General features: G+C 63.2%; 27 protein-coding genes and 1 pseudogene (1 of these 28 only partly in view). 9 read left to right on the top strand and 19 right to left on the bottom strand.

The genetic code is table 11. The features are described from left to right. Positions 1 to 52 precede the first annotated feature (52 nt). The 10 genes from C476_RS09080 to C476_RS09035 all read right to left on the bottom strand — a co-directional run bounded on the left by C476_RS09080 (position 53) and on the right by C476_RS09035 (position 8,187). Positions 53 to 682, bottom strand: coding sequence for a nitroreductase family protein (locus C476_RS09080; protein WP_008012134.1), 630 nt, complete (start codon positions 680 to 682; stop codon positions 53 to 55). Between the two features lie 315 nt (positions 683 to 997). Continuing rightward, a complete protein-coding gene (locus C476_RS09075) occupies positions 998 to 2,068 on the bottom strand; it encodes a methionine synthase (protein ID WP_008012133.1) in 1,071 nt (356 codons plus the stop codon). Then, positions 2,065 to 3,069 carry a hypothetical protein gene (locus C476_RS09070; protein ID WP_008012131.1) on the bottom strand — a complete coding sequence of 335 codons (1,005 nt, stop codon included), beginning with the start codon at positions 3,067 to 3,069 and terminating at the stop codon, positions 2,065 to 2,067. The genes C476_RS09075 and C476_RS09070 overlap by 4 nt, the downstream gene beginning before the upstream one ends. A gap of 327 nt (positions 3,070 to 3,396) precedes the next feature. Then, entirely contained in the window at positions 3,397 to 3,591 is a 195-nt protein-coding gene (locus C476_RS09065; RefSeq protein WP_008012129.1) for a cold-shock protein, read from the bottom strand. Between the two features lie 436 nt (positions 3,592 to 4,027). Then, positions 4,028 to 4,600, bottom strand: coding sequence for a HemK2/MTQ2 family protein methyltransferase (locus C476_RS09060; protein WP_008012127.1), 573 nt, complete (start codon positions 4,598 to 4,600; stop codon positions 4,028 to 4,030). 1 nt (position 4,601) lies between these two features. Next, positions 4,602 to 5,756 (bottom strand): mechanosensitive ion channel family protein, encoded by a 1,155-nt coding sequence (locus tag C476_RS09055; protein WP_008012125.1) that lies wholly within the window; start codon positions 5,754 to 5,756, stop codon positions 4,602 to 4,604. A 78-nt stretch (positions 5,757 to 5,834) separates the two neighbouring features. Next, positions 5,835 to 6,674: a 16S ribosomal RNA methyltransferase A gene (locus C476_RS09050; RefSeq protein ID WP_008012123.1), complete on the bottom strand. Its 840-nt coding sequence runs from the start codon at positions 6,672 to 6,674 to the stop codon at positions 5,835 to 5,837. A gap of 67 nt (positions 6,675 to 6,741) precedes the next feature. Further along, positions 6,742 to 7,338 (bottom strand): DUF655 domain-containing protein, encoded by a 597-nt coding sequence (locus C476_RS09045; protein WP_008012121.1) that lies wholly within the window; start codon positions 7,336 to 7,338, stop codon positions 6,742 to 6,744. A 177-nt stretch (positions 7,339 to 7,515) separates the two neighbouring features. Continuing rightward, the gene (locus tag C476_RS09040) at positions 7,516 to 7,872 is read right to left on the bottom strand and encodes an RNA polymerase Rpb4 family protein (RefSeq protein WP_008012118.1); all 357 of its coding nucleotides are present in this window, start codon (positions 7,870 to 7,872) and stop codon (positions 7,516 to 7,518) included. A gap of 6 nt (positions 7,873 to 7,878) precedes the next feature. Then, positions 7,879 to 8,187, bottom strand: a complete 309-nt coding sequence (locus tag C476_RS09035; protein ID WP_008012116.1) for a 50S ribosomal protein L21e — start codon at positions 8,185 to 8,187, stop codon at positions 7,879 to 7,881. A gap of 196 nt (positions 8,188 to 8,383) precedes the next feature. Between C476_RS09035 and C476_RS09030 the strand changes: the two genes are divergently transcribed. The 4 genes from C476_RS09030 to C476_RS09015 all read left to right on the top strand — a co-directional run bounded on the left by C476_RS09030 (position 8,384) and on the right by C476_RS09015 (position 11,388). Beyond that, on the top strand, positions 8,384 to 8,653 hold the full coding sequence (locus tag C476_RS09030; RefSeq protein WP_008012113.1) for a bacteriophage holin: 270 nt from the start codon (positions 8,384 to 8,386) through the stop codon (positions 8,651 to 8,653). Positions 8,654 to 8,663: 10 nt separating this feature from the next. Beyond that, positions 8,664 to 10,010: an APC family permease gene (locus C476_RS17805; RefSeq protein ID WP_008012110.1), complete on the top strand. Its 1,347-nt coding sequence runs from the start codon at positions 8,664 to 8,666 to the stop codon at positions 10,008 to 10,010. A 144-nt stretch (positions 10,011 to 10,154) separates the two neighbouring features. After that, entirely contained in the window at positions 10,155 to 10,829 is a 675-nt protein-coding gene (locus C476_RS09020; protein WP_008012108.1) for an MBL fold metallo-hydrolase, read from the top strand. A 115-nt stretch (positions 10,830 to 10,944) separates the two neighbouring features. Beyond that, the gene (locus tag C476_RS09015; protein ID WP_008012106.1) at positions 10,945 to 11,388 is read left to right on the top strand and encodes a hypothetical protein; all 444 of its coding nucleotides are present in this window, start codon (positions 10,945 to 10,947) and stop codon (positions 11,386 to 11,388) included. Between the two features lie 149 nt (positions 11,389 to 11,537). On the opposite strand, the gene C476_RS09010 is transcribed toward C476_RS09015, so the two are convergent. Next, positions 11,538 to 11,804, bottom strand: coding sequence for an elongation factor 1-beta (locus C476_RS09010; protein WP_008012104.1), 267 nt, complete (start codon positions 11,802 to 11,804; stop codon positions 11,538 to 11,540). A 5-nt stretch (positions 11,805 to 11,809) separates the two neighbouring features. Further along, on the bottom strand, positions 11,810 to 11,989 hold the full coding sequence (locus C476_RS17800; protein ID WP_008012102.1) for an HVO_2753 family zinc finger protein: 180 nt from the start codon (positions 11,987 to 11,989) through the stop codon (positions 11,810 to 11,812). A 282-nt stretch (positions 11,990 to 12,271) separates the two neighbouring features. On the opposite strand from C476_RS17800, the gene nreA reads away from it, so the two are divergent. Further along, positions 12,272 to 13,573, top strand: coding sequence for a DNA repair protein NreA (nreA, locus tag C476_RS09005; RefSeq protein ID WP_008012101.1), 1,302 nt, complete (start codon positions 12,272 to 12,274; stop codon positions 13,571 to 13,573). Positions 13,574 to 13,604: 31 nt separating this feature from the next. On the opposite strand, the gene C476_RS09000 is transcribed toward nreA, so the two are convergent. The 3 genes from C476_RS09000 to C476_RS08990 all read right to left on the bottom strand — a co-directional run bounded on the left by C476_RS09000 (position 13,605) and on the right by C476_RS08990 (position 15,797). Beyond that, entirely contained in the window at positions 13,605 to 14,702 is a 1,098-nt protein-coding gene (locus C476_RS09000) for an AI-2E family transporter (protein ID WP_008012098.1), read from the bottom strand. Between the two features lie 108 nt (positions 14,703 to 14,810). Beyond that, positions 14,811 to 15,506 carry a CPBP family glutamic-type intramembrane protease gene (locus tag C476_RS08995; RefSeq protein WP_008012095.1) on the bottom strand — a complete coding sequence of 232 codons (696 nt, stop codon included), beginning with the start codon at positions 15,504 to 15,506 and terminating at the stop codon, positions 14,811 to 14,813. Positions 15,507 to 15,509: 3 nt separating this feature from the next. After that, positions 15,510 to 15,797, bottom strand: a complete 288-nt coding sequence (locus C476_RS08990; protein ID WP_008012093.1) for a DUF5789 family protein — start codon at positions 15,795 to 15,797, stop codon at positions 15,510 to 15,512. 138 nt (positions 15,798 to 15,935) lie between these two features. Here C476_RS08990 and C476_RS08985 point away from each other — a divergent pair, with 138 nt between their 5' ends. Continuing rightward, the gene (locus C476_RS08985; protein WP_008012091.1) at positions 15,936 to 16,904 is read left to right on the top strand and encodes a DUF7139 domain-containing protein; all 969 of its coding nucleotides are present in this window, start codon (positions 15,936 to 15,938) and stop codon (positions 16,902 to 16,904) included. Positions 16,905 to 17,030: 126 nt separating this feature from the next. On the opposite strand, the gene C476_RS08980 is transcribed toward C476_RS08985, so the two are convergent. Together C476_RS08980 and C476_RS08975 are read right to left on the bottom strand one after the other, a co-directional pair. Continuing rightward, positions 17,031 to 17,516 carry a metal-dependent hydrolase gene (locus C476_RS08980; RefSeq protein ID WP_008012090.1) on the bottom strand — a complete coding sequence of 162 codons (486 nt, stop codon included), beginning with the start codon at positions 17,514 to 17,516 and terminating at the stop codon, positions 17,031 to 17,033. A gap of 67 nt (positions 17,517 to 17,583) precedes the next feature. Then, entirely contained in the window at positions 17,584 to 18,096 is a 513-nt protein-coding gene (locus C476_RS08975) for a CinA family protein (RefSeq protein ID WP_008012089.1), read from the bottom strand. A 131-nt stretch (positions 18,097 to 18,227) separates the two neighbouring features. On the opposite strand from C476_RS08975, the gene C476_RS08970 reads away from it, so the two are divergent. Continuing rightward, positions 18,228 to 19,328: a pyridoxal phosphate-dependent aminotransferase gene (locus C476_RS08970; RefSeq protein ID WP_008012088.1), complete on the top strand. Its 1,101-nt coding sequence runs from the start codon at positions 18,228 to 18,230 to the stop codon at positions 19,326 to 19,328. A gap of 63 nt (positions 19,329 to 19,391) precedes the next feature. After that, the gene (locus C476_RS08965; RefSeq protein ID WP_008012087.1) at positions 19,392 to 20,618 is read left to right on the top strand and encodes an ArsA family ATPase; all 1,227 of its coding nucleotides are present in this window, start codon (positions 19,392 to 19,394) and stop codon (positions 20,616 to 20,618) included. A 29-nt stretch (positions 20,619 to 20,647) separates the two neighbouring features. Here C476_RS08965 and C476_RS08960 read toward each other — a convergent pair whose 3' ends face one another. Next, positions 20,648 to 21,112 (bottom strand): universal stress protein, encoded by a 465-nt coding sequence (locus tag C476_RS08960; protein WP_008012086.1) that lies wholly within the window; start codon positions 21,110 to 21,112, stop codon positions 20,648 to 20,650. Positions 21,113 to 21,198: 86 nt separating this feature from the next. Then, entirely contained in the window at positions 21,199 to 21,585 is a 387-nt protein-coding gene (locus tag C476_RS08955; protein WP_008012085.1) for a hypothetical protein, read from the bottom strand. Between the two features lie 103 nt (positions 21,586 to 21,688). Between C476_RS08955 and C476_RS08950 the strand changes: the two are divergent. Next, positions 21,689 to 23,258, top strand: a pseudogene (locus C476_RS08950) (SLC13 family permease) (it continues 163 nt past the right edge of the window).

The following is a 23,258-nucleotide window of genomic DNA, read 5'->3' as shown; positions in this document are numbered from 1 at the left end:
GGGCGTTCACCGGCCTGGTAATTAGCGCTTTGTGGTGCGGCAGCCGGGGTGGTTACTCCGCGTCGGTCGCGAAGCCGCCGCGGTGGACGATCTCTTCGAGTGGCTTGCGGTCGCTCGGCTGTTCGCGCGCTTGGAGGTCGTCGGGGAGCGTTTCGGGCGATGCGCGTTCACCGATCGCGACCATCGCTTCGACGGCGAACTCCTCGGGAACCTCGAGTTCCGCGGCTGCGCGCTCGTAATCGAACCCGGCCATCCCGTGGATGGCCAGGCCACGGCGCGCGCCCTCGAGCGCGAGGTTCTGCCAGGCTGAACCGGTGTCGAAGGAGTGGACCGGGGCCGGTTCGCCGTTGTGATCGAAGGTGGTCTTCGAGACGATGACCGCGAGCACGGCAGCGTCACTTGCCCACGCGCGATTCCCTTCGGAGAGGAGGTCGACGAAGGTGTCCCACTCGTCGTCTTCACGGCTCGCGTAGATGAACCGCCAGTGCTGGTTGTTGAACGCGGAGGGTGCCCAGCGGGCGGCCTCGAACAGCGGGAGATACTCGGCTTCGTCGAGTGGTTCGCCGGTCATCGCGCGTGGCGACCACCGGTTGACGAACAGCGGGTCGATCTCGTAGTCAGGGTCGCGGTGCTCTGCGACGTCGTCGCGCAGTTCGCGTCGGATCGTGGAGGACTGGTCCATCGATCACTGCTAGGGGCTTGCGCTATGTATACGTTATCGGACAAACGGGATACCAGGTAACACTCGTGTCGTGGTCATGTCTCTCGATTCGACACTGTCTGCTGGTATAATTTGTGTGTGATAGTTACCCACAGTAGATCGGCACATCGGATGCTGCGAACCCGGCTGCGATACGGAAGTTAGCACAGAACAGAACGGAAAACGAACGGAACAGTCGCGCGTCGATCGACCGCGGTCATACGGACTACTGTACGTCAGTACCGGTGCAACCGCGACCGTGCTGCGGTTGCACCGATAACTCGGTAGCAGGCCGTCTCAGTCGTCGGCCGGCGTCGGCGTCTCGCGCTCGATGTCGATATTGCCCGCGTCGAGGTCTGCCTCGACGTTCCGGGCTGCCTGCACCATGTTCTCCATCTTGCCGTAGGCGACCTCACGAGGCAGCAGCTTTAGGCCACAGTCTGGCGAGACGACCAGCTGTTCCGGCGGGACGACCTCGAGGCCCTTCTTGATGTTCTCCTCGATCTGCTCGACCGATTCGACCTCGGCGACGTGAACGTCAACGACGCCAAGCGCGAGATCGGCAGTGAATTCGGGGTCTTTGAAGACGTCGAGCTGTTCGTAGTCGCCGTTGGCGAGTTCTAAGTCGAACTCGTCGACGGGGAACTCGAGGATTTCGGGGTAGATCCGGGAGTAGTCGCCGTAACAGACGTGGAGGCCGATGCGGACCTCCTCGGGAATGTCGGCGACGATGCGCTCGAGTGCTTCGCCGACGATGGCGTGGTCGTCGGGCGTGGTCGCAAGCGCGGGCTCGTCGATCTGGATGTAGCGGGCACCGGCGTCGACGAGCTTCTCGATTTCCTCGTTGACGAGGTCGGCGAGGGCGTAGGCGAGTTCCGCGTCGTCCTCGTAGGCTTCGTTGAACGCCCAACTCGCGAGCGTGTATGGTCCAGTGATCGGGACCTTCACGGGGCGGTCGGTGGCGCTGGCGGTGAACTTATACTCGTCGACGAGCCAGCTTTCGTCGTACTCGACTTCGCTGACGACGGAGGGCTTGTCGAAGTAGTTGTGTCCCCACACTTTGACGGGACCGTTGAACTCGTAGCCATCGATCCGGTGGGCGAAGAACTCGACCATCTCGTTGCGCCGCATCTCGCCGTCGACGACGGTATCGAGGCCGGCGCGCTCGTGTTCGTTCGTGATGACGCGGGCAGCGTCGTCTTTCGCTTCCTGCCAGTTGTCCTCGTCGAAGTCGGCCTCATCGTCCTCGTAGAGCTCTTTCGCGCGGTTGAGCCACTTGGGTTTGGGGTAGGAGCCGACGACGCTCGTCAGCAGGAAGTGGTCGTTCTCGTGATCCTCGGGTCGGAACTGGTCTTTGTTGTCGCTCATGCTGGGGTCACCTCCGCGAGGTCCGCGGCTTCCGCAAGGACCTCGAGTTTTTCGACGTACTTTGCGTAGGGCAGATAGAACGTCTCGGTGTTCGTCGTTAGATAGACCGTCTCGAACTCGGCCGTCGGAAGCTGTCCCTCGACCCACTCGACGCGGTCACGGATCGCTTCGGGGTCTTCGACGAGGGTGTTCTGGCCGTCAGCGAGACCGAGCGCGATATCGTCGGTTGCGCCGTACTCCTGGATGTTGTAGAGGTTGTCGTCCTGATTCGAGACGAAGTCGAAGCCGACGGCATCGATGTCGGCGTCGAGCAAGTGGGCGTAGACCTTCTCCTCGAGTGCGCCCCAGTAGGGGTGGACGACGACGTCGGCGTCGACGGCACTTGCGACCTGATCGATCGCCTCGCTCGCGCGTTCGTCTTGGCCGTCGTCGGGTGCGTTCTCGACCAGCGAGGGCTCGAGCAGGAACAGTGTCTCGACAGCGGGGAAGGCGTCGGCCTCGTCGGCGAGGAAGTCAGCGATCGCAGCGAGGAAGTCGGCCTCGTCGCCGTAGTGGTCGTCGGTCGCGAGGTCAGCAAGCGAGTACGGGCCGGGGAGGACGGCCTGAAGGGCGTCGCCGTCGGTCAGATCGGCAGCCGCCTCGAGTTCCGAGGCGACGTCACCGGTGGCCGCGAGGTCGTCGGTGACGACGGGCTCGCGATAGAAGTTGTTGTTGTCGTAGTAGCGGACGATCCCGCGCGTCTCGACGGCGTCGTTGACCGCAAGCGGGTGGGCGAGCATGTCGTCCCAGCGCAGTTGGCCTTCGACGATGCGGTCGAGGCTGGCGTCTTGCTGGACGCCGATCACTTCGTCGCGGGCCTCCTCGTAGACCGCGGTGATCTCCTCGCCCTCGTCGCCGCTGATGAGGTCGTGTTTCTGATGGCCTTTGAGATGCGAAAGGTCGTCTTTCGCCCAGTCCGGAAGCGGATACAGCCCCGGCGTGGTCGAAACGTACTCAGTCATCGTACACTCGGCTAGGGTATACCGACGCTTAATATTTTCCATCCAGTGTAATGCATTACAGTAATTTTTGCAGGTTTCGACGCGATCGATAGCTCGAGTCGAGAATAGTGTGAACACTCGTCACAGCCGGAGAGACGCTGGTTTTGCCATCTGCACGCAAGGGTGGCAATAACTGATGGCGTACGAACTGTTCTCACATTTCCCGGGAGAGAGCCGTCAGTCGATCAGTACAGGTGACGGACAGGTCTCAGAGGAGACTAACTCAGTCGCACACGTCTGAAAACGAAATCGTCGTTCACGGTCGCCGAGGCGACAATGAAGTCAGACTTAGTTGCGGACGACGTTCGTCGCGCGAGGACCCTTGGGGGCCTGTTCGATATCGAAGTCAATGTCTGTGCCTTCTTCGAGGTCCGGACCGCCAACGTCTTCCATGTGGAAGAACACGTCATCGTCCGCGTCGTCCGTCGAAATGAAACCGTAGCCGCCTGTGTCGTTGAAGAAATCAACCGTACCGTTTGCCATTACACTAACTCAAAGTTCAACCATACGGTTAAGTATTCCGCATTTGTTTTCAAAATGTATTAGCAACAGTTTCAACATCACGTAATATAGTGCAATCATAGATATTTAACCACTATTCGGGGAGATACTGGGTAATAGTGTCCGGTGTGCCACAATGGGCGAAAACTTTCGATGTATCCACAGTTCTCCGACAGTGGTGTGGTCTACGCTCGCACAGAGTGGGGTTGTAGACAGTCTGGCGTTCAGTTCACAGACCGAGAGTAGCCACTGACGTTACTACACACCCGATCGCACGCCGGCCCTGCGTCGTGTGTCAATCGGTTCAGTTGGGACGAGACTCACCAGCTTGATTCACTAGATATGGGGGCAATCAACATCGGAGGAAGCCTTCTCTGACACCCCAGTATGGAAACTCCGTGTTCGTCATGTCGGCTCCTCAGCGGTGCAATTCGAGGACGGTCAGCGTCTCGAAGGGAAATGACTCGTCGGCGACGGCAACAGCGCTAAATCCTTCTTCGCCGGCGCGCTCGACAACCGCGTCGACGCCGGTGAGACTACTCACGAGTAGATAGACGACGCCATCGGGCGCGAGCACGCGACCAACTGTCTCGAGGAACGGGTCGATAACGGCTCGACCGTCTTCGCCGCCCGACAGCGCGTGTTCCATCCAGTCGTCCCACTCGTTTTCGGGATCGGTCGGCAGATACGGCGGGTTGAACGCCACCGCGTCGAAGACCCCGTCCCGAAACGGGGCGACCAGATCCGCTCGCACCGTTTCGACGTTCTCAGCCCGAGCCTGACGGACCGCATGCGGGTTCAGATCCGATGCGATTACGCGTGCCGCCGTTTCGTCGGCGATCCGACCCGCGACGTAGCCCGAGCCAGTGCCGACCTCGAGCACGAGTTCGTCCCCCGTAAGACGTTCCGTGGCTGTGTCAGCAAGTAGCTGCGAGTCCTCGGCAGGCTGGTAGACGTCCGGTTCCTGATCACGTCGATCCTCGAGTCCCATGCTATCGTTCCTCCGGTGTTGTCGTCATGCGGTGATCACTGGGTTCCTCGGCTGGCACCGTCTCACGCTCGTCGGCAACCCGAAAGCCACCAGCTTCGGTCCGGCCGGTAAGTTCACGCTGTGGGTACGGGATCTTGATGCCTTCGGCTTCGAACGCGTCCTTGATCGCGTTGATCGCGGCGGTCCGGGCGTTCCAGTAGCGTCTGGCACTCGGTTTGTCGATCCAGAATCGTACCCCGAGCACGACGGCGGAGTCGCCGAAGGACTTACCGACGACTTGCGGGGACGGTGCCGCCAGCACGTCGTCGACCTCGTCGATCGCCGCTTCCGCGAGGTCAGCAGCCCGTTCGACGTCGGCCTCGTAGTCGACGCCGACCTCAACCTCGATGCGGAGGCGGCCCCGCCTCGAGCGGTTGGTCACCATACTCGTCGAGATGACGTCGTTGGGGATCATGATGTACTCGCCGTCGAACGAGCGGATGCGGGTATTGACGATCGAGATGTCGGTGACGATTCCCTCGTTGTCTTCGACTTCGATCCAGTCGCCGATCTCGAACGGCCGGGCGAACATCAGGACGAAGCCCGCGAGCACGGTTCCGAGGGTCTGGCGGGCAGCCATACCGATAACGATCCCGAGAAATCCGGCCCCGACGAGGAGGCTTCCGAGGTCCTCGACCCAGATCCCCAGTACGACGACCAGCGAGACCGACCAGATGATGACCTGCGTGATGCGGTGGGTGATCTCGCGCTGGTGGTCGGTTACGGCCGCGGCCGATCCCAGGATCTCCCGAAGCACGCGACGCACGAACCGCGTGAGGATGACCGTGCCGACCAGCAGAATAAACGAGAAGACCGCCTTCACGAGGATGTCCTCGCCGAGTTCGAGGTTTGTATACTGTCGCTGGACGGCCGCGGTCTGGTCCCAGACGCCGACCACGACGGCGAGACTCAGCAGACAGGTGCCAGCGAGCAGGACCATCGACACGATGTCGGCGTACAGCGGCTTCGTCCGCTCGGTAAGTCGCTCGTGAAGTCGTCGGTAAGAGAGCAACACGGCAAGGACGAGTCCGGCCGCCAGAAGCGACACCACGAGTTTCAACTCGGTGGTCGGCACCGCCCCCGACAGCCAGTCGAGCCCCGTCAGTAGTCCGGCCATACGTTCGTCTCTCCGACCTGTCGTCCGCGCAGCTTTGAGTATCCGTTGGTTGGGCCTTCGACTCGAGCCCTCACTCGGTCAGTGGTCGTCTGGCTCACCGACCTCCCATGCGAGCTGGGCCAGCGCGGCGAACTCGGCCGGGGCCATCGCGCCGGCTCGCTTTTGTAGGACATCCTCGTCGGCCGCGTCAACGACTGCCTCCGGTTCTGCGAGCCCGGAGATGTGTGCCGTGTTCCGGATCGCGTTCCGGATCGTCTTCCGGCGTTGGGTGAACAGCGCCTTGACGAACCGCAGGAAAAACTCCTCGTCGTCGACCTCGTAGTCGGGCTCACGCGGGACGGCGCGAATCACCGCACTCTGGACCGCCGGCGGCGGCGAAAACGCCTCCTTCGGGATCGACTCAACGAGTTCGATATCCGCATAATGCTGGCTCGAGACCGAGAGCCGGCCGTACTCGCTCGTGCCTGACTCGGCGACCATCCGCTCGGCGAACTCCTGTTGGAACATCAATACGAGCGGCTTCCCTTCGGGAAAGAGCCGGAAGGCGATCTCGCTCGAGACGCCGTAGGGCAGGTTCGACACCGACGCCGTAAAGTCGGGCAGGTCGATCTCGAGAGCGTCGCCCTCGATGACGGTCAAGTTGCCGGCTGCGATCTCGTCGGCGAACTCCTCGCGCAGGAACGCAGCGAGATCGGGGTCGCGTTCGACGACAGTTACCTCGTCACCGACCGCGAGCAACCGGTCGGTCAGTACGCCCGTTCCGCCGCCGATCTCGAGGAGGTGGCTCGTGTCGGCGTCGATCTCCGTAAGGTAGGTCGGCAGTCGGTCGAGGACGCGATCGTCGACGAGAAAGTGCTGGTCGCGATCCGGATCGCCCCGGATACCCGCCCGGGCGATCAGTCCATCTGGATCTCTCATTGCCAGCGCTTCGGCTGGCATCGGTGTAAACGCACTGTCTTGGCCGCGAGAAACCGACGCCTGTCGGTTACTGGTTCTGTTCCTGTTCCCGTCGGCCCACGAACGTCTGGTACTTGAGGTCGTCGTCGCGCAGTTCCTCGAGAATCCGATCGACGAGGATCTGATCGGGGTCGTGCAGGCCGGAGACCCGGTCGGACAGTTCCTCGAAGCTCTCGAAGGGCTTGCGCTTTCGCTCATCGAGGATGCTGTTGCGGAGTTTCTTCCCGATCCCCGGCAGCAGGTTCAGCTGGTGGAGCCGCAGCGTGATCGGCTGGGCGTCGTTGTAGAAGTCGACGAAGCGCTCCTCGTGTTCCTCGACGAGATCGGCGACGACGTACTCGAGTTCCGACTGGGCTCCCGAGGAGAGGTCGTCGTACTCGACGCGGTGGGCCTCGGTGACGACCTCGCGCTCGGCGGGCGGCTCAACGACAACCTCGCTGCCGATCGTGAGCCGTTCCTCTTCGTCGAACGCGACCTGATAGAGCTGGAAGTCCTCGATGCCGACAGCGTACCCTGCCGGTGACTTCGCGTACTGCGGTCGACCGTCGTCAGACAGCCCGTGTGCGAGGTAATCCAACACGACCGCGCGCCGAACGTCCGTCTCGTCGCCATCGGCTTCGCTCATTGTCGTCTGCTACGGCGAGGGCGTACTTAAAGAGTCGGCTCGCTTTCAAGAGGCGGCACGGAGGCGACAACCACCTGTCGGAAACCGAACTGCTTCGGAGACAGTAGCCACTGTCAGTCACTCAACAGCCGACCACGAGCTGTGCGATAAGCCGAGAACGCGGGACAGCGATCCGTACTAGACGTACTGTGCGACGACGTTGAGAATGTCGTCGAGTTCGTCCCCCGACAGCGAGTAGCGCTGCTGTGCGTACACCGACCGGAGTTCGTCCCGGTCCTGTGGCAGGAGGTTGGCGATCTTGTAGGCCGTCGGTTCGTCGACCTTCTCGAGGTCCTGGAGGTCCTCGACGAGCGCCTGGGCCTCATCGGGCTCGAGAACGGCGAACCGATTAGCGTGTTCGATCGCTCGCGCGAGTTCGTAGCGCAGCTCGCGATCCTCGTCCATCGCGCGTTCGGCTTCGATGTCGGCGAGCAGCTCCTTCGTCTCCGAGACCGTCAGGAACTCCTCGTCGACGATCTCTTTGAAGATCGTCATCCCTGTTCAGATCCGGCTCTTTTCCTGGTTCTGTGCGCGCATGTGAGCCGCGGCGACGAGCAGCGTCTTGTCCTTGCCGCCGTCGTTGATCTCGACTTTGAAGACGCTTCCCTGTTTCCCGACGACTTCGCCGGTCAGACCGTCGAAGCGCGGGTGGAAGCGACCGTCCGAGACGCTTGGGTCGATCTTCAGGTGAACTTTCTCACCCTCCTCGTACTCCTGAATCGCACGCTGTGGCGGTGACGTGCCACGGTCTCGAGGATCGTTTGCGAGCTTTCGCCGGGTTCCCTGACGAGGGCCATTAGATTTCGGCATAGTCGTACGACCGCTTTGTCCGGTGATGGTTATAAAACACACGTATTCGGGTTGCTCGAGTGTAGCCCTCGCGTCGTGGAGTGTACGGGATGGTCCAGCGCGTTCGATAGTCGATCACAGCGCTTGGCGGCGTGGTCGATCACACGGTGGGAGCGGGGGCAACGAATTAAGTGACGGTGAGCCAAATCGTGCAGGTATGAGCGGATCGAGTACTGCTCGAATCGACGAAACGGCGCTCGGAAGTGCAGTGGGAGTTCTCTGGGCCGGTGGCGTCGTTGTCCTCGGGCTGACGGCGCGGCTGGGATGGGGGGACAAATGGCGTGATATGCTGTCTGACGTGTATATCGGGTACGACTCGACACCCCGTGGAATCACGATGGGCGCTGTCTGGGCGTTCGTCGATGGGTTCGTCGGCGCGTATCTTCTCGCCTGGCTTTACAATCGCTTTCGTCGGATAGGGAAGTAAGACGGAGAGGATGACGTCGGTTCGCTCGTTGCTCTCACGCAGCCGCGAGGGAAAACTCAGGCTCCCAGAAGTCGTCGCGATGGGTGTCGGCGGAATGGTCTCGGGCGGGATCTACGCCGTCCTCGGTGTCGCGATGCGGCAAGCCGGGAACGCCGTCCCGCTGTCGTATCTCATCGCCGGAGCGATTACGCTGGTGACCGCCTACTCCTATCTCAAACTCACGCTGCACTTCGGCGAGCATGGTGGGGTCTTCTCGTTCGTCGAGCACACCGTCGATAGCCCGAACCTCACCGCGTACGTCGGCTGGGTGCTCGTCGTCGGCTACGTCGGCGTGATGGCGATGTACGCGTTCGCGTTCGGTGCGTACACCCTCACTGCTGCGCGGGCGATCGCCGGGTTCGACCTTCCACAGCTCTTGCGGCCGATCATCTCGGTCCTGATCGTCGCCGCCTTCGTCGGGCTCAACCTGCGCGGCGTCCACGAAACGGGGCTCTTCGAGGACATCGCGGTCTACATCAAGATCGTGGTCCTGCTGTCGCTTGCGACGCTCGGGGTCGTCTTCGCCGATGGCAGCGCTGTGACGATCGATTTCTTCAACAGGGGTGTCGTGAGTCCGATCACCGGGTTCGCGATCATCTTCGTCTCCTACGAGGGGTTTCAATTGCTCGTCTACGACTACGAGGAGATCGAGAACGTCGAGCAGGTGTTACCGATCGGAATGTATCTCTCGATCGCCATCGCGATCCTGATCTATGTCTCGGTCTCGTTTATGGTAACGCTTCACCTGACTCCCGCACAGCTCGTCGCTCACGAGGAAGTCGCACTTGCCGAAGCCGTTTCGAACATCCCCGTACTCGGTAGCGCCGGATTCGTCCTCGTGATTCTCTCTGCGATGAAGAGTACGTCCTCGGGGATCAACGCCACCCTGTTCGGTACGTCCCGACTCGTCCACAAAATCGCGACCGAGGGGGCGCTCCCACGCGTCTTCTCGTTTCGAAACCGGGAAGGAATCCCCGTCTACGCGCTGCTCATCATGGGCGGGCTGACGGCGGCGTTTGCTGCCCTCGGATCCCTCAAACAGATCACCGAATTCGGCTCGGTCGCGTTCCTGGCGTCGTTCGCGGTCACGAACTACACGAACCTCCGACTCGCTGACGAGACCGGATCGAACCCCCTTGTTCCCGCAGTCGGCCTCGTCGGGACGACCGTCGCGATCCCGATCGTCCTCTATCACCTCTATCGTACCGACATCGAGATCCTGCTCTGGATCGTCGGCATCTTCGTCTCGCTATTTTTACTCGAGTTCCTCTACGTAACACGAAGTCCGTACGATCTCGAGGTCGGCGATAACGCCTGATCGGTCACAGCCAGTGACAGCGGTGGTATCGCGACGGTCGCAATTCGTTCACGATAGTCGATAAATGAAACGCGGATCAGCCCCTCGAGCGCTGGGGAACCCAGGACACCTACATCTATCGTGCTGGCAGCGAATGCTCGTCGTATGCACGCCGAAGACGACGCTGGCGTTCACGCGCTGCCGATCACGGTCACGTACGGCGAGCGAGAACTGACCATCACGCCCACACTCGTCGAAACCGACCGCGGGCTCGTCCTCTGTGACGTCGGTCCACAGGGGACCGTCGACGGCCTCGAGACCCACCTGCAAAGTCTGGGCTACGATCTCGAGGATATCTGGCTGGTGGCCCTCACCCACCACGACGGGGACCACGCCGGTGGACTGGCAGAACTGAAAGACCGCGTCGATGCAGTCGTTGCGACCCACCACAAAGAAGCGCCGTACGTCACCGGTGAGCGCGACCCGATCAAGGGCGATGGCGATCGCTATCCACCCGTCGCCGTCGATATCGAACTGGCCGACGGGGTTCGGATTCCAACGGTCGCCGGCCCCATGGAAGTCATCGCGACACCCGGCCACGCGCCGGGACATATCTCGCTGTACTTCCCCGACGGGAACCTGCTCGTCGCGGGTGACACACTCATCGCGGACGGAGCTGAACCCCTTGCCGGCCCGAAACCGCAGTTTACGCCCGACATGGACCGTGCGATCGAGTCCGTCGAGAAGTTGGCTGGCCTCGAGATCGACCACACGCTGTGCTATCACGGGGGCTACGTCCCACAGGGAAGCGACAGGATCCGTGAGATTTGCGAGCAGTGACGCGAGTGAGCGGTTGAACCGCGGTGCAGGCCCCCCCCCAGCGTGGAGCCACAGCCACGGACGAGGGCGGAACTGAAGCGGAATTCTCATCGGTGTCGACGACCAAAACGGGATAATGCGACTCGAACTCCGCGTCTGTCAGCACTGTCTCGATGGCGATCACGGCAACGAGCGTCGCACGGCGCTTCTCAACGACATGGTCAACTGTGCCGAACAGATCAAGGAGTACAAGGACGTCCTCGACCTCGATGCGGTCCACATCCGCAAGGTCAGGGACGACGAACCGGGGAAACCGGCGGAGCTGCCGGTCGTCTCGGCGACGATTCAGAACGACCAGATCGTCTTAAACGACACGCAACTCGTCGCGGAAGGCCAGGACGGAAACATGCTCGTCTACACCAACCCCGACGACGTCTTGACCGTCCTCGCGGGGAACTTAGACGAAATCAGCAAGGCCGTTACCGACGACGTGACCGTCGACCTCTCGCCGATCGGCGCAGAAATCGTCTCGCAGGCCAACCTCGGTGCGAACCGCGGCGATCAGGAACAGAGCCAGTAAGCGCTCATTGTCCGTTCGTCGTCCCGACTCACGTTCTGGTGACGGTACCATCCAGTAGCGACAGCAACCACTACTGGCGGAGTGATACCGTCGGCCGCTGGCCGCGAGGGCCCGGGCCGGAACGGCTAAAAACGGACGGCAGTCGCCGGTTAGATACGGCCGACGTTCTCGACGCCGACGCTTTCGACGCCGTCGACTTCGCTGAAGTTCTCTTCGACGGTCTCCGTGCCGCCCGCGCTGTCGGGGACGATCACGGTCGGGTAGAGCGCAACGAGGCCGAACGCGACTTCCTCACGTTCGACGCCGTTGATCTTCGCACCCTCGGGGAGGGTGCTCTCGAGGCGCTCCTGGAGCGCGTCGAGGTCGATTTCGGGACTGTCCGGCATGACCTTGATTTTGGCAGCGACTTTTCCCATGGTAGTTACGGGCCGGTGAAACCGCAGTCAGGACACTCATAGAGGTTGCTCTGCTTGCGACATTTGGCACAGCGGTAAATCTGCTGGCCGCAGTCGGGACACTTGAACGCGGCAGCGTTCGTGCCCGCGATGTTGAGCCCGCAAGAGACACAGGCACGTGTCTCTCGGTCGTCGGTCGTACTCATACACTTCCCTTCCCGCCCGCCGTTTTTAACCGTTGTCTTTCGATGGCTGCTCGAGCGATCGAGACGGAGACGCTCGTCACGCTCGGAAAACAGTGAGTGTCGATCGGATTTTCAGAGGGAGAAAAGACGGTGACGGTTACTTTATACCCCAGTCGAAATATTGATGTGAGATCCGGTTGCTCGACGCCCGACCGGATCTCTGCCTCTGACATCTTACTTGGGTATCGACGTACAGCCCGGCAGTATCAACATTCAAAGTCGTGGCCGTCCTACGGCGAGTGAATGCGCCTCGACGACTACATCGAGGAGTTAGAGCCCGACGAGGAGGCAGAGCGTCGCCGACTCGCCAAGGAGAAGTCCTACGCGATCACCGATCACCTAGAGGACTTCGAACGCCGGTTCGACGACGCCACAAGCGGCGATACGCTCGTCGGCTCGACCGCACCCTCGATCTTCGTCGGGCGGTCGAACTACCCCGACATTCCCGTCGGCGTGCTCTCGCCGGTCGGTGACGAAGGGGCCGCCACGGAGTACGTCACCGACGGCAACTGGTACCAGCAGGGGTATGCGATCGACGACGTGCTCCAGCGCCGAACTGGCCTGTTGAACTCGAGCAAGCGCGCAAACGTCGACTCGCCGTCCATTGCGAGCCGGCTGACACCCTCCGTCCATGACACGTGGGACGGCTTCGTCGGCGTCCAGCGTGAGATCGCTATCGCCGACCGGCCGGTCGACTTAGAGATCGGATTAGACGATACCCCCGACCTCGGCCTCGATGCCGGTACGGACGTGGCGACGCCGCGTGGGCCGCGTGCCACCGCGCGCAACGCCGAGTTGCGAGAAAATCCCTCCGTGCCCCGACCGGTCAAGAAGACCCTCGAGGACGACGACTGGCAAGCCGAGGGGGCGATGACCTATCTCTATCGGCGCGGCTTCGACGTCTACGACATCAACTCGATCCTCTCGGCGGGCGCACTCGGCCAGACCGAACAGCGCCGACTCGTCCCGACGCGGTGGTCGATCACGGCCGTCGACGACACCGTCGGGAAGTACCTGCGTGGACGCATCCGAAACGCGCCCAGCGTTGACGAGGTCCAGGTCTGGGCCAACGAATACATGGGCAACCGCTACTGGGCCGTGCTCGCACCCGGTAGCTGGGAGTTCGAACTCGTCGAGATGAAAGCGCCGGGCAGCATCTGGAATCCGAACCCGAACGACGACGTCTGGCTCCAGAGCGCCAGCGAGGGCTACGAGGGGCGCTCGAGCTACGTCGAGGAGACTGCCGGTGCCTACTACGCCGCCCGGCTGGGGGTCTTGGAGTATCTCGAGTCGATCGGCCGGCAGGCGAAGTGTCTCGTCTTGCGCGAAGTGTCGGACGACTACTGGGCACCCGTCGGCGTCTGGCAGGTCCGCGAGAGCGTTCGCAACGCCTTCGATGGGGAATACGGTGAAGCAGAGACGTTCCACGAGGCGGTCGCGGAAGTCGCGACGCAACTTCCAGTCTCCGATGCGCGCCTGCAGCGCAAATCCGAACTCGCGGCCGGATTGCAGTCGAACCTGAACGCCTTCTCGAACCTGGAATGAGTCGGCCGAGTGGGCCGACACGCCGACCGAGTTACTGGTCGAGCTCCGTGAACGACGCCTCTCGTTCGAGGTCGGAGTCAGAATCAGCATCTGCGGCATCCACGTCCGCCGACGGTGAGCGCTCGAGGCGATCGAGAACCGTCACGCTGGCTTTGAACGCTGCGAGCACGACCGGGCCGACGAACAGGCCGACGATCCCAAAGAGCACGCCGCCGCCGACGACACCCACCAGCGCGATTGCTGGATGCAATCCGGACCCTCGATCGACGAGAAGCGCCCGGAGATACGTGTCGACGACGGCGAGTACGGCGGTCCCATACCCCACCAGGATTACACTCTCGAGGAGACTGCTCGAGAACGCGTGGGCAACGGTCACTGGGCCCCAGACGAGCCAGATCCCAACCGTCGGGAGCACCGACACGAGTGACAGTGCGACCGCCAACACGGCCGCAAACGGGACGCCGAGCATGACCAGCCCCAGTCCGCCGAGTATCCCCTGCAACACTGCGACCAGCAGGTGACTGCGGAGCACCGCCCAGACGACGACATGGACCTCCGCGAACAGTTCGTCGACGAGTCGTCGCTCGAGCGGGACGACCTGCCGGACCCAGTCGAGGACCGCAGGGCCGTCGACGAGCAGAGAGTAGAGGACGAAGACGAACACGAGCGTTCCGGCGACGATATCGGCGACGGTGGCCACGAGACCGACGGTCTGGGAGATGGAGACGTCAGTCGCCGTTCCGATCGTCGCCGCGAGTTCGCTCGAGAGCGTCGACTCGATGAGCGCGATCGACGCTGTGTCCAATCCAAGTGTCGTTTGTGCGAACGTCCGTCCGGCGGTGACGATGTGAGCGGCAGCGACGGACTCGAGCGCCGACGTGACGGTCTCGAGGATGACCAGCGAAACGACCACCAGTGGGACGACGACGCCAGCGACGGCGAGGGCGGTGAGTGTGATGCCGGCGGTTCGTGCGCCGATGCGTGGCACCAGTTGCTCGTAGGCCGGCCGGAGAGCGACCGCGAGCAGACAGGCAGCCAGCACGTACTCGACGAGCGGCAGGACGATCAGTGTGGCAAGCACGCCGAGGACGCAGATCAGGAGGGCAAACACCGAGGACCGAGCGTCCATACGCCTGCCTCTCTCGAGAGCGCCATAAGTGTTGACTATAAATACACTCTCTGTAATCGATAAGACGGGGCGACAGCCAGCGGGAGGGCAAACGCGGACACAGAACGGCTACAGCGGGACCGGCAGCCACTCGAGCAATTGCATCACGAGCAGCGGATCGAACATTGGGTCGTGGAGAACGAGCCAGTCGAGCAAGACGAGGCCGCCGCCGTGGGCGACGACCGACGGGAGAATGGAGTCGGACGCGTAGTCGACGGCACCGAACAGGATGTCGGTCGGGCCCGACAGCAGGAACTCGATCGGTGGCTTCGACGTATGGTGAAGCATGTAGACCACGGGGCTGATGAACACTGCGGCGATGCCGATCTTCTTGACGCCGACACAGAGGAGCCCGCGATAATAGGTTTCGGCAGCAAGCGCGAGCAGCAGCAGCTTTATCGCGTGGAGGCCGAACGCTGCGGGCGCAGTCGACGTCGTCCAGATCGGATAGTACGCGCGGATCGTCGGTAGCGTCGAGCCGACGACATAAAACGGGAGGACGAACAGCGCGAGCAGGACGGTGTTTCGCACCGCGATGCGGTCGACGTGCCAGCCGATTCGGTTCCCGTGTGCCAAGCCGAGCGCGAGTGGCCCGCCGATCAGGAGTACGCTGTCGACGACGAGCCGGCGATTCAACTCGCTGGGGACCAGGGACATCCACAGCAGCGAGAGCACGGCACCGACGACGAGTGTCTTCTGGACCCAGGACAGTCGGAGCCGGTCCCGGAACCAGCGGACGCCGCGTCGATCCGGCTCGGACGACACAGGTTACTCGTCAGCAGTCGGAATCGGGCCAGTCCCGATCACGTCCCGGACATGAACCTCGAACTCCTGATGGCGCTGGAAGTACGTCTCGTCGATGTCTGCAAGCACGTCGGACAGTTCACGGGGGCCGTCAGGGGTCCGGATCACGGTCTCGCCCTCGAGTCGGTCGACTTCGCTTTTCTCTTTGGGCCAGGTCAGTCGCGAACTCACGCGGGCGAGCGGCGCACCCTCGACGGGCGTGTGCGTCCCGAGTGAGACAGCCGGCTCCGCGTCCTCGTCATCGTCACTCATGGGCGTCGGTTTGCGAGCGCGGTGATTCAAACTTTCGCTTCCATGAGTCGTGCCAGCGGTCCAGAACCGTCGGAACCTCTCCGGCAACCGAGGTGTGTCTGACGTATCGTTTTGTGGCGGGGCACCGAACGGCCCCGTATGACAAGCCTGACGGAGGTCTACGACGGGACCGCACCGGGGGTGACGAGCCGCCGGCTGTACGCTGGCACGGCGCTCGTGATACTCGGTGCGATCCTGGCTGTCGTAGCTGTGCTCGTGGCGACGACCGACCTCTTCAGCGGGTATGCGGTCGAACTCTCTGGCGATATCGCTGCCCAGTTCGCGACCGTCCGTGTCGGTGGCGCGCTCGCCGGACTGAGTATCCCGATCGCGCTCGTCGGCGTCTTCGTCGTCCTGCCGGCCAACCGTCGCGTCCAGGCCGCCGCCGCGATCAGTGTGAGCCTCTGTCTGCTCGGCGTTGCACTCTTCTGGTATGCGTATCCTACACACTGGCGCGGCCACAATCAGCAACTCACGCTCGAGGTGTCGGTCGTCTACTTGCTCGGCCTCCTGACGTCCGTGTGGAGTCTGTTCAGCGCCGTCGCGACGTTCAAGCGACGCAACGATCCTGGCGGCACCCTCCAGATGAACGTTACCCGCCACAACAAGACGGTCATCGAGGCCGACGACGACGAGGACGCCTCGGGCAGCCTCGGTGGGATCGGATTCCTCGGCGGCACGCCCGACGGAGACGTCGAGACACAGACCAACGCAGACGATACGTCCGCGACGCTGTCGTACGACGAGCGCTCGAGTGCGACGACGTCACAGCAGTCGGCTACCGATCCCGAATCTCAACGCCGCCCCAGCGTCGGCACAGCCACCAGCGACGGTGGCTCCGCTGTCTCCGATATTTCGTCGCCAATGGATGCCGGCGACGGCCGTGACGCCGAAATCGTCGAATCGACACCCGACCAACCGGCCGAACCCACGGACCGCTACTGTGGGAACTGTGCGGACTTCGAATACGTCCGGTCCTCCGAGGGGATGGTTCCCTACTGTGCCCGCCACGAGACGGCCATGGACGACATGGACGCCTGCGAGGAATGGACGCCGAACCGGCAGTAATCAACTACTGGACGCGTTTTCTAACCGAAGGTCGTCGCAGGTGTCTCACTCGAGTTGACCGTCCGATCGACGGCCCGCTTTCGAGTCACGAAAACTGAGAGAGACGAAATCGAATTCACAAGCGAGTTACAGCCCGACGAGCTGTCGTCCAAGTTCGAATACCAACTGTGGGAGTTCGAACACGACCATGGTGGCCAGCGCCAGTTCGCCGACGGTGACGACCGCGGTCACGAAGTCCGCGCGTTTGCTGCTGACTGTGACACCAGTCGGGAGCCCATACTCTTGGGTCGAGAGCGGATAAAACAGCGCGATCCCGCGCTTGCTCCCCGCCACGTCGAGCACGTAGTGAGTCAACACGCCGATCCAGACGTACTCGAGGTTACCGAAGACGTACGGAAAGGCGACGAATCCGAGCAAGACCGGCAGATTGTGCAGCGTTTTTCGGTGTTTACCAAATGCGGTGTCGACGTCCGGAAAGAGTGCTCCCAGCGTAATCGGGACGCCGATCATTATGATCGTCTTGAACGTCTCTACGTCCCCCACCGGCACGAACAGATACCCCAGCCCGATGCTCAACAGCACGGCGTTTAGCACGTGACCCTTCTTGTTCATCTACCGCTATCTGGGGAGTCACGTGGGGAATAGTTTTTCTCTCGAGAGAGTCGCCGACGCGGACCGATTACTGTGCCTCGAGTTCGGCAAGCAGATCCACGAGTGCCTGATCGACGGTCTGTGCGCGGACGGCAGCGCGGTCGCCGTCGAAGACGTACCGGGAGACGCTCGTATACGACGCTTCGCTGCCCCACGGGGCTGCATAGGAGATTCCGATGTAGACGGTGCCGACCGGGTTGTCGTCGGTTCCACCGGTCGGGCCGGCGATGCCGGTCGTTGCGATTCCCCACGTGACGTCCGTGACGTCGCGGACTCCCTGTGCCATCTCACGGGCGACCGGCTCGGAGACGGCACCGTGTTCGTCCAGTGCTTCGCGGCTCACGCCGAGATGGCGGCGCTTGGCGTCGTAGGCGTAGGTCGTCAGCCCGGCATCGAAGTAGTCGCTGGCACCCGGGACGGCAGTGATTGCAGCACCGATCAACCCGCCGGTACAGGACTCGGCGACGGCCAGCGTCTCCTCGCGGTCGCGAAGCGCGTCGCCGACTTGTCTCGGGAGTTCGCGGTCGATATCGTCGGTCATGCTCGAGTCGACGGGCGACAGCGTTGTGAAAGCGCGGGTCGCGACCGTGGCCGCCTCGCTCGTGATACTGACGACACACCGTCCGACCCCGAAACGGAAAGAACACGGGGCGTGGCTTCCGAGTATCCGATATGGACTACGAGACGCCGCTTTTCTTCCACGTGATGGAGTATGCGGACGCGGCGGACCGCGACGTCATCGACATGGTCAGCGGGAACCCCGACTGGGAGCCGCCCGAAGCCCTTCGGGAGGGACTGCGAGAGTATGCCGACCTCGAGCCAGACCGGTTCCAGTACGCACCCAGCGCGGGACTGCGCGAGTTGCGCGCAGAGATCGCCGCGCGCCGTGGCGTCGACGCCGAACAGGTCGTCGTCACCAACGGCGCGGGCGAGGCGAACTATCTCTCGATGGCGCGAGCGCTCGAGCGCAATCGTGGAAACGAGATCCTGCTGACCGATCCCGTCTATCCGTACTATCCGGGGAAGACGACGATGCTCGGCGGGGCCCAGCGATTCGTCGCGACTGACGATGAGGGACAACTGGATCCCACAGCCGTCCGCGCTGCCGCGAGCGACGAGACGGCTGCGATCGTCGTGAACACGCCGAACAACCCGACGGGCGCTGTCTATCCCGCCGAAACGATGCGCGAACTCGTCGCCATCGCCGAAGAGCACGACGCGATCCTGATCAGCGACGAGGTGTACGACCACTACGACCTCTCCGGGGAGTTCGCGAGCGCACTCGAGACCGACTCGGCTCACCGGATCGTCACTAACGCGTTCTCGAAGTCGATGGCGATCACCGGGTTCCGGGTCGGCTATGCGATCTTCCCGCCGGAACTCGTTTCGGACGCCAGGAGCCGCCACATGCTGGTCAACGTCGCGACCACCCGACCGGGCCAGTACGCCGTCTTGCAGGCGCTTCGCGAGACCGGCCCCGACTACTACGAGCGCAACCGGAAGCGTCTCCGCAAGCGGGTTGAAACGTTTACCGACGCGCTCGAGGCAGCCGGCGCAGAATATACCACACCGAGCGGGTCGTTCTACGTGATGGCGCGCTTCGAGGGCTATCCGGGCACGCTCGCAAACGTCGAGCGGCTGATCGACGAGGCCGGCGTCGCCGGAATGCCCGGCGAGGCATTCGGCGATTCGCGACGCGAGTGGCTTCGATTCGCGCTCGTCACGCCGCGCGTCGAGGAAGCAGCCGAGCGGCTGGCGGCGTATTTCGACTGAGAACGACGCGGCAGGACGCTCGGGACCGACGAATACTCGTGTCGGGACTGGGAAAGACAGGGTATGAGCGGCATCGACGTCGAACCGGTCGAGGAAGACGAGGAAACGACGATGGACAGTGACGATGGCGGAAACACCATCGAGGTCACGCCGACGGACTCCGTCGACGCCGACGAGGAGCGCGACACCATCGACGTCGAGCCGTCCGACGAGCCGATCGACGGCCCCGACTACGTCCTCTACGGCGGGAAAGGCGGCGTCGGGAAGACGACGATGGCAGCCGCGACCGCTCTCGACAGCGCCCGCGCCGGGACGCCGACGCTTGTGGTTTCGACCGACCCCGCACACTCGCTTTCTGACACGTTCGATACCGACATTCCAGCCGAACCTGGCCGCATTCGGGACGACATCCCACTCTATGCGGCCGAGATCGATCCCGAGGCTGCAATGGAACGTGGCGAGACTCCCTTCGGCGGTGCGGGCACAGGAGCGGACGAGGAATCACCGTTCCCCGGCGACGAGAGCGCAGGCGGAGCCTCGCCGTTCCCCGGTGGCGAGGGAGCCGATGGCGGCCCGCTGGGCGGGCTCGGCGACATGCTCGGCGGCGAGTCGCCGATGGATGCCCTCTTCGGCGGCGCGATGCCCGGTGCCGACGAGGCCGCGGCGATGCAACTCTTACTCGAGTACATGGACGACGAGCGCTTCGAGCGCGTCGTCGTCGACACGGCCCCGACTGGCCACACCCTCCGCCTGCTGCAGTTGCCCGAGATCATGGACACGATGATGGGCCGACTCATGAAGTTCCGCCAGCGCATCGGCGGTATGTTAGAGGGCGTCAAAGGGATGTTCGGCGGGCAACAGCAGCCGGAAGCCGAAAACGAACTCGAGGATCTGGAAGTGCTGCGCGAACGCATCGAACGGCTGCGGGCCGCGCTGCAAGACCCCGCACGGACGGACTTCCGGATCGTCATGATTCCCGAGGAGATGAGCGTCTTCGAATCGAAGCGACTGCGCAAGCAGCTTCAGGAGTTCGAGATCCCCGTCGGCACCGTCGTCGTCAATCGCGTGATGGAGCCGCTGTCGAACGTCACCGACGACGTCGAGGGCGAGTTCCTCCAGCCGAACCTCGATGACTGCGAGTTCTGTCAGCGACGCTGGGACGTCCAGCAATCCGCACTCGCCGAGGCACAAGATCTCTTCCGCGGGACCGACGTCCGTCGTGTGCCGCTGTTCGCAGACGAAGTCCGGGGCGAGGACATGCTCGCGGTCGTCGCCGCCTGCCTCCGCTGATCGTCGTCGCCACCGCTTTCCGAACGGCCCTACGATTCGTCAGCTGCTGATACGACGGTCACCGGCCGGTCGCTCTCGAGGATCACCGACTGGGTGACGCTTCCGAACAGCGCCTTGCCGACTGGCGACCGGTCGCGAACGCCGATGACGATGGCGTCGCTGTCATATTCGTCGGCCGCAGCGCGGATCGTCTCCGCGGGATCGCCCGTCGCCGCACGAACCGTCCACGCGATACCGGCCGACTCGAGGACGCCGACCGCCGCCTCGACCGACGCGGGGAGTGCCTTGTCGTCGGCTACGCGTGCCATCTCGTTGGCGTACTCCTCGGCAAACCCGCCAGCCGCCCACTCGGCGGCCGGGCCAGTCGACTCCTGGCTGACGTGAAGGACGTCGACCGAGACGTCCGTTTCCGCGTTCGGGAGGTCGCGGACGGCAGTCGCCTGCGCCCGTGCTTGCGATTCGTTCTCGTCGACGGGCAGCAACACGCGGTACATACGAGGTTTCTACGAGCCCGTCACAGATAGTGGTTACAGCGACACAGGGCGGCTCGAGCGAGGTGTCGGCGGCACACTCGATCAGTCTATTCTTTGTCGCCGTTCTCGCCCCACTCGCCACCGACGCGGTCGACGCCCATCATCGCCTCGCCGGGGTGTTCGGTGAAGACGATCTTCATGTTCTCGTCGGGGACGTCGAACGTCTCTCCGACGTAGTCCATGGTCTCGAGGGCGAAGGCCCGTTTTCGCTCGAACGAGCGGCCGCGTCGGATCTCGGCATCGAGAAAGAGCAGCGGTCCGTCGACGGCGCGTCCGAGGTGGAGGTCCGCTGTCTCGCGTTTGCGGATTACCACGGCGACGTGGCCTGCCGTCGTCGCCATCTCGGTCGTGTATAGGTCCGTTATGCGATCGGCGAGCGCGGTCTTCTCCGCGTCCGACAGCGACAGCGTCGTCTCGAACTGTAAGAGCGGCATACCACGAGTTGGTCAGGTACCCGTTTGTGCATTGTGCAAACCGGCACGCCTGACCAGTGTACGCGACCACTATTTATACGCCTGCTCGTGGGAGGGCACGAACATGGTGGCCGAACGCGACCGGCCCGCGCGGTCGATAACGGGACGACTGTGGCGGTATCTATGGATCGCCAACGCTCGAACGAAGGCGTATCTCACACTCGACGCGCCGGCCATGATGGCGGACATGGACGATCTCGAGCCCGAAGAGCGACGCCTCGCACGGCGGCTGTTCCCTGATGGCGGTCACGGGGCGGAGACGAGTGGGGCGAATCGAACTGGAGACGGAAACGACACCGGCGGCGACGGAAACGGTGGGTCCGGCGGCGGCAGCCGCGGCGACGACGGTTCGCCGTTCGACGTCGGCGGGACGTACCGACGCCGACAGCAGATCGGGTTCGTCCTCGGGCCGCTGCTGTTCGCACTGATTTTCCTCTCGCCGACGCCGAGCGGCCTGTCGGCCGCCGGAAAGGCCGTCGCCGCCGCCACCGCGTGGATCGCCGTCTGGTGGATGTCCGAAGCGATCCCGATCCCCGCGACGTCGCTGCTGCCGATCGTGCTATTTCCGCTGACCGGCGCACTTCCCGTCGCGGACACGACCCCGTCCTACGGCCACCCGCTGATCTTCCTCTTCATGGGCGGCTTCTTCCTCGCGATGGCGATGCAGCGGTGGGGACTGCACCGTCGCATTGCGCTGCGGACGATCAAGGCCGTCGGCACCGAACCCTCGCGGCTCATTCTCGGCTTCATGCTCGCGACGGCGTTTCTCTCGATGTGGGTCTCCAACAGCGCGACGGTGATGATGATGGTCCCCATCGCGCTGGCGGTCATCTACCAGACCGCGGATCTGGTCGAGGAGACCGGCCTCGAGGTTGACACGAGCGAGGGGAACTTTTCGTTCGGCATCGCGTTGATGCTGTGTATCGCCTACGGCGCGTCCGTCGGCGGCATCGCGACGCTCATCGGAACCCCGCCGAACGTCCTCTTTGCAGGGCAGGCCGACGCGCTCTTCGGGCAGTCGGTCTCGTTCGCCGAGTGGATGCTCTACGGCGTTCCCATCTCGATTGTCGGCCTCGTCGCCGTCTACAGCTACGTCACGCGCGCCGTGTCGCCTCAGTTCGACGAACTGCCGGCCGGTGCGGACACGATCGATCGCGAACTCGAGCGGCTCGGGCCGATGGACAGCCAGGAGAAGTGGGTCGCCGTCGTCTTCGCCGGGATGGCCGTCGCCTGGATCGGCAGCAGTTTGATCGAGCCGCTGGTCGGCGTCGCACCGCCCGCGGACGCCGACACGATCGTCGCCATCGGCGGTGCGATGGTCCTCTTTACGCTGCCGACGACGACGGCAGAGGGCGACCGCACCTTCCTGCTCGACTGGACGAACGCCGTCGATATTCCCTGGGGTGTCATCCTCCTGTTCGGCGGTGGCCTCGCGATCGCCAGCGGCTTCGGCGACACCGGGCTCGCGGCCTGGATCGGCGAGCGACTCGAGCTACTCTCGGGTGTGCCGATGATCGCCATCCTGTTCGCTGTAGTCGTGATGACGATCTTCCTGACGGAGATCACCTCGAATACGGCGACGACGGCGATGCTCATGCCCATCCTCGCGGGCGTTGCCGTCGGCATCGGCGTCC

Origin of the sequence: Natrinema limicola JCM 13563, assembly GCF_000337475.1 — an archaeon.
GTDB classification, from domain to species: Archaea; Halobacteriota; Halobacteria; order Halobacteriales; family Natrialbaceae; genus Natrinema; species Natrinema limicola.
The sequence above is the reverse complement of the archived record's forward strand: the minus strand, read 5'-3'. Positions and strand labels throughout refer to the sequence as shown.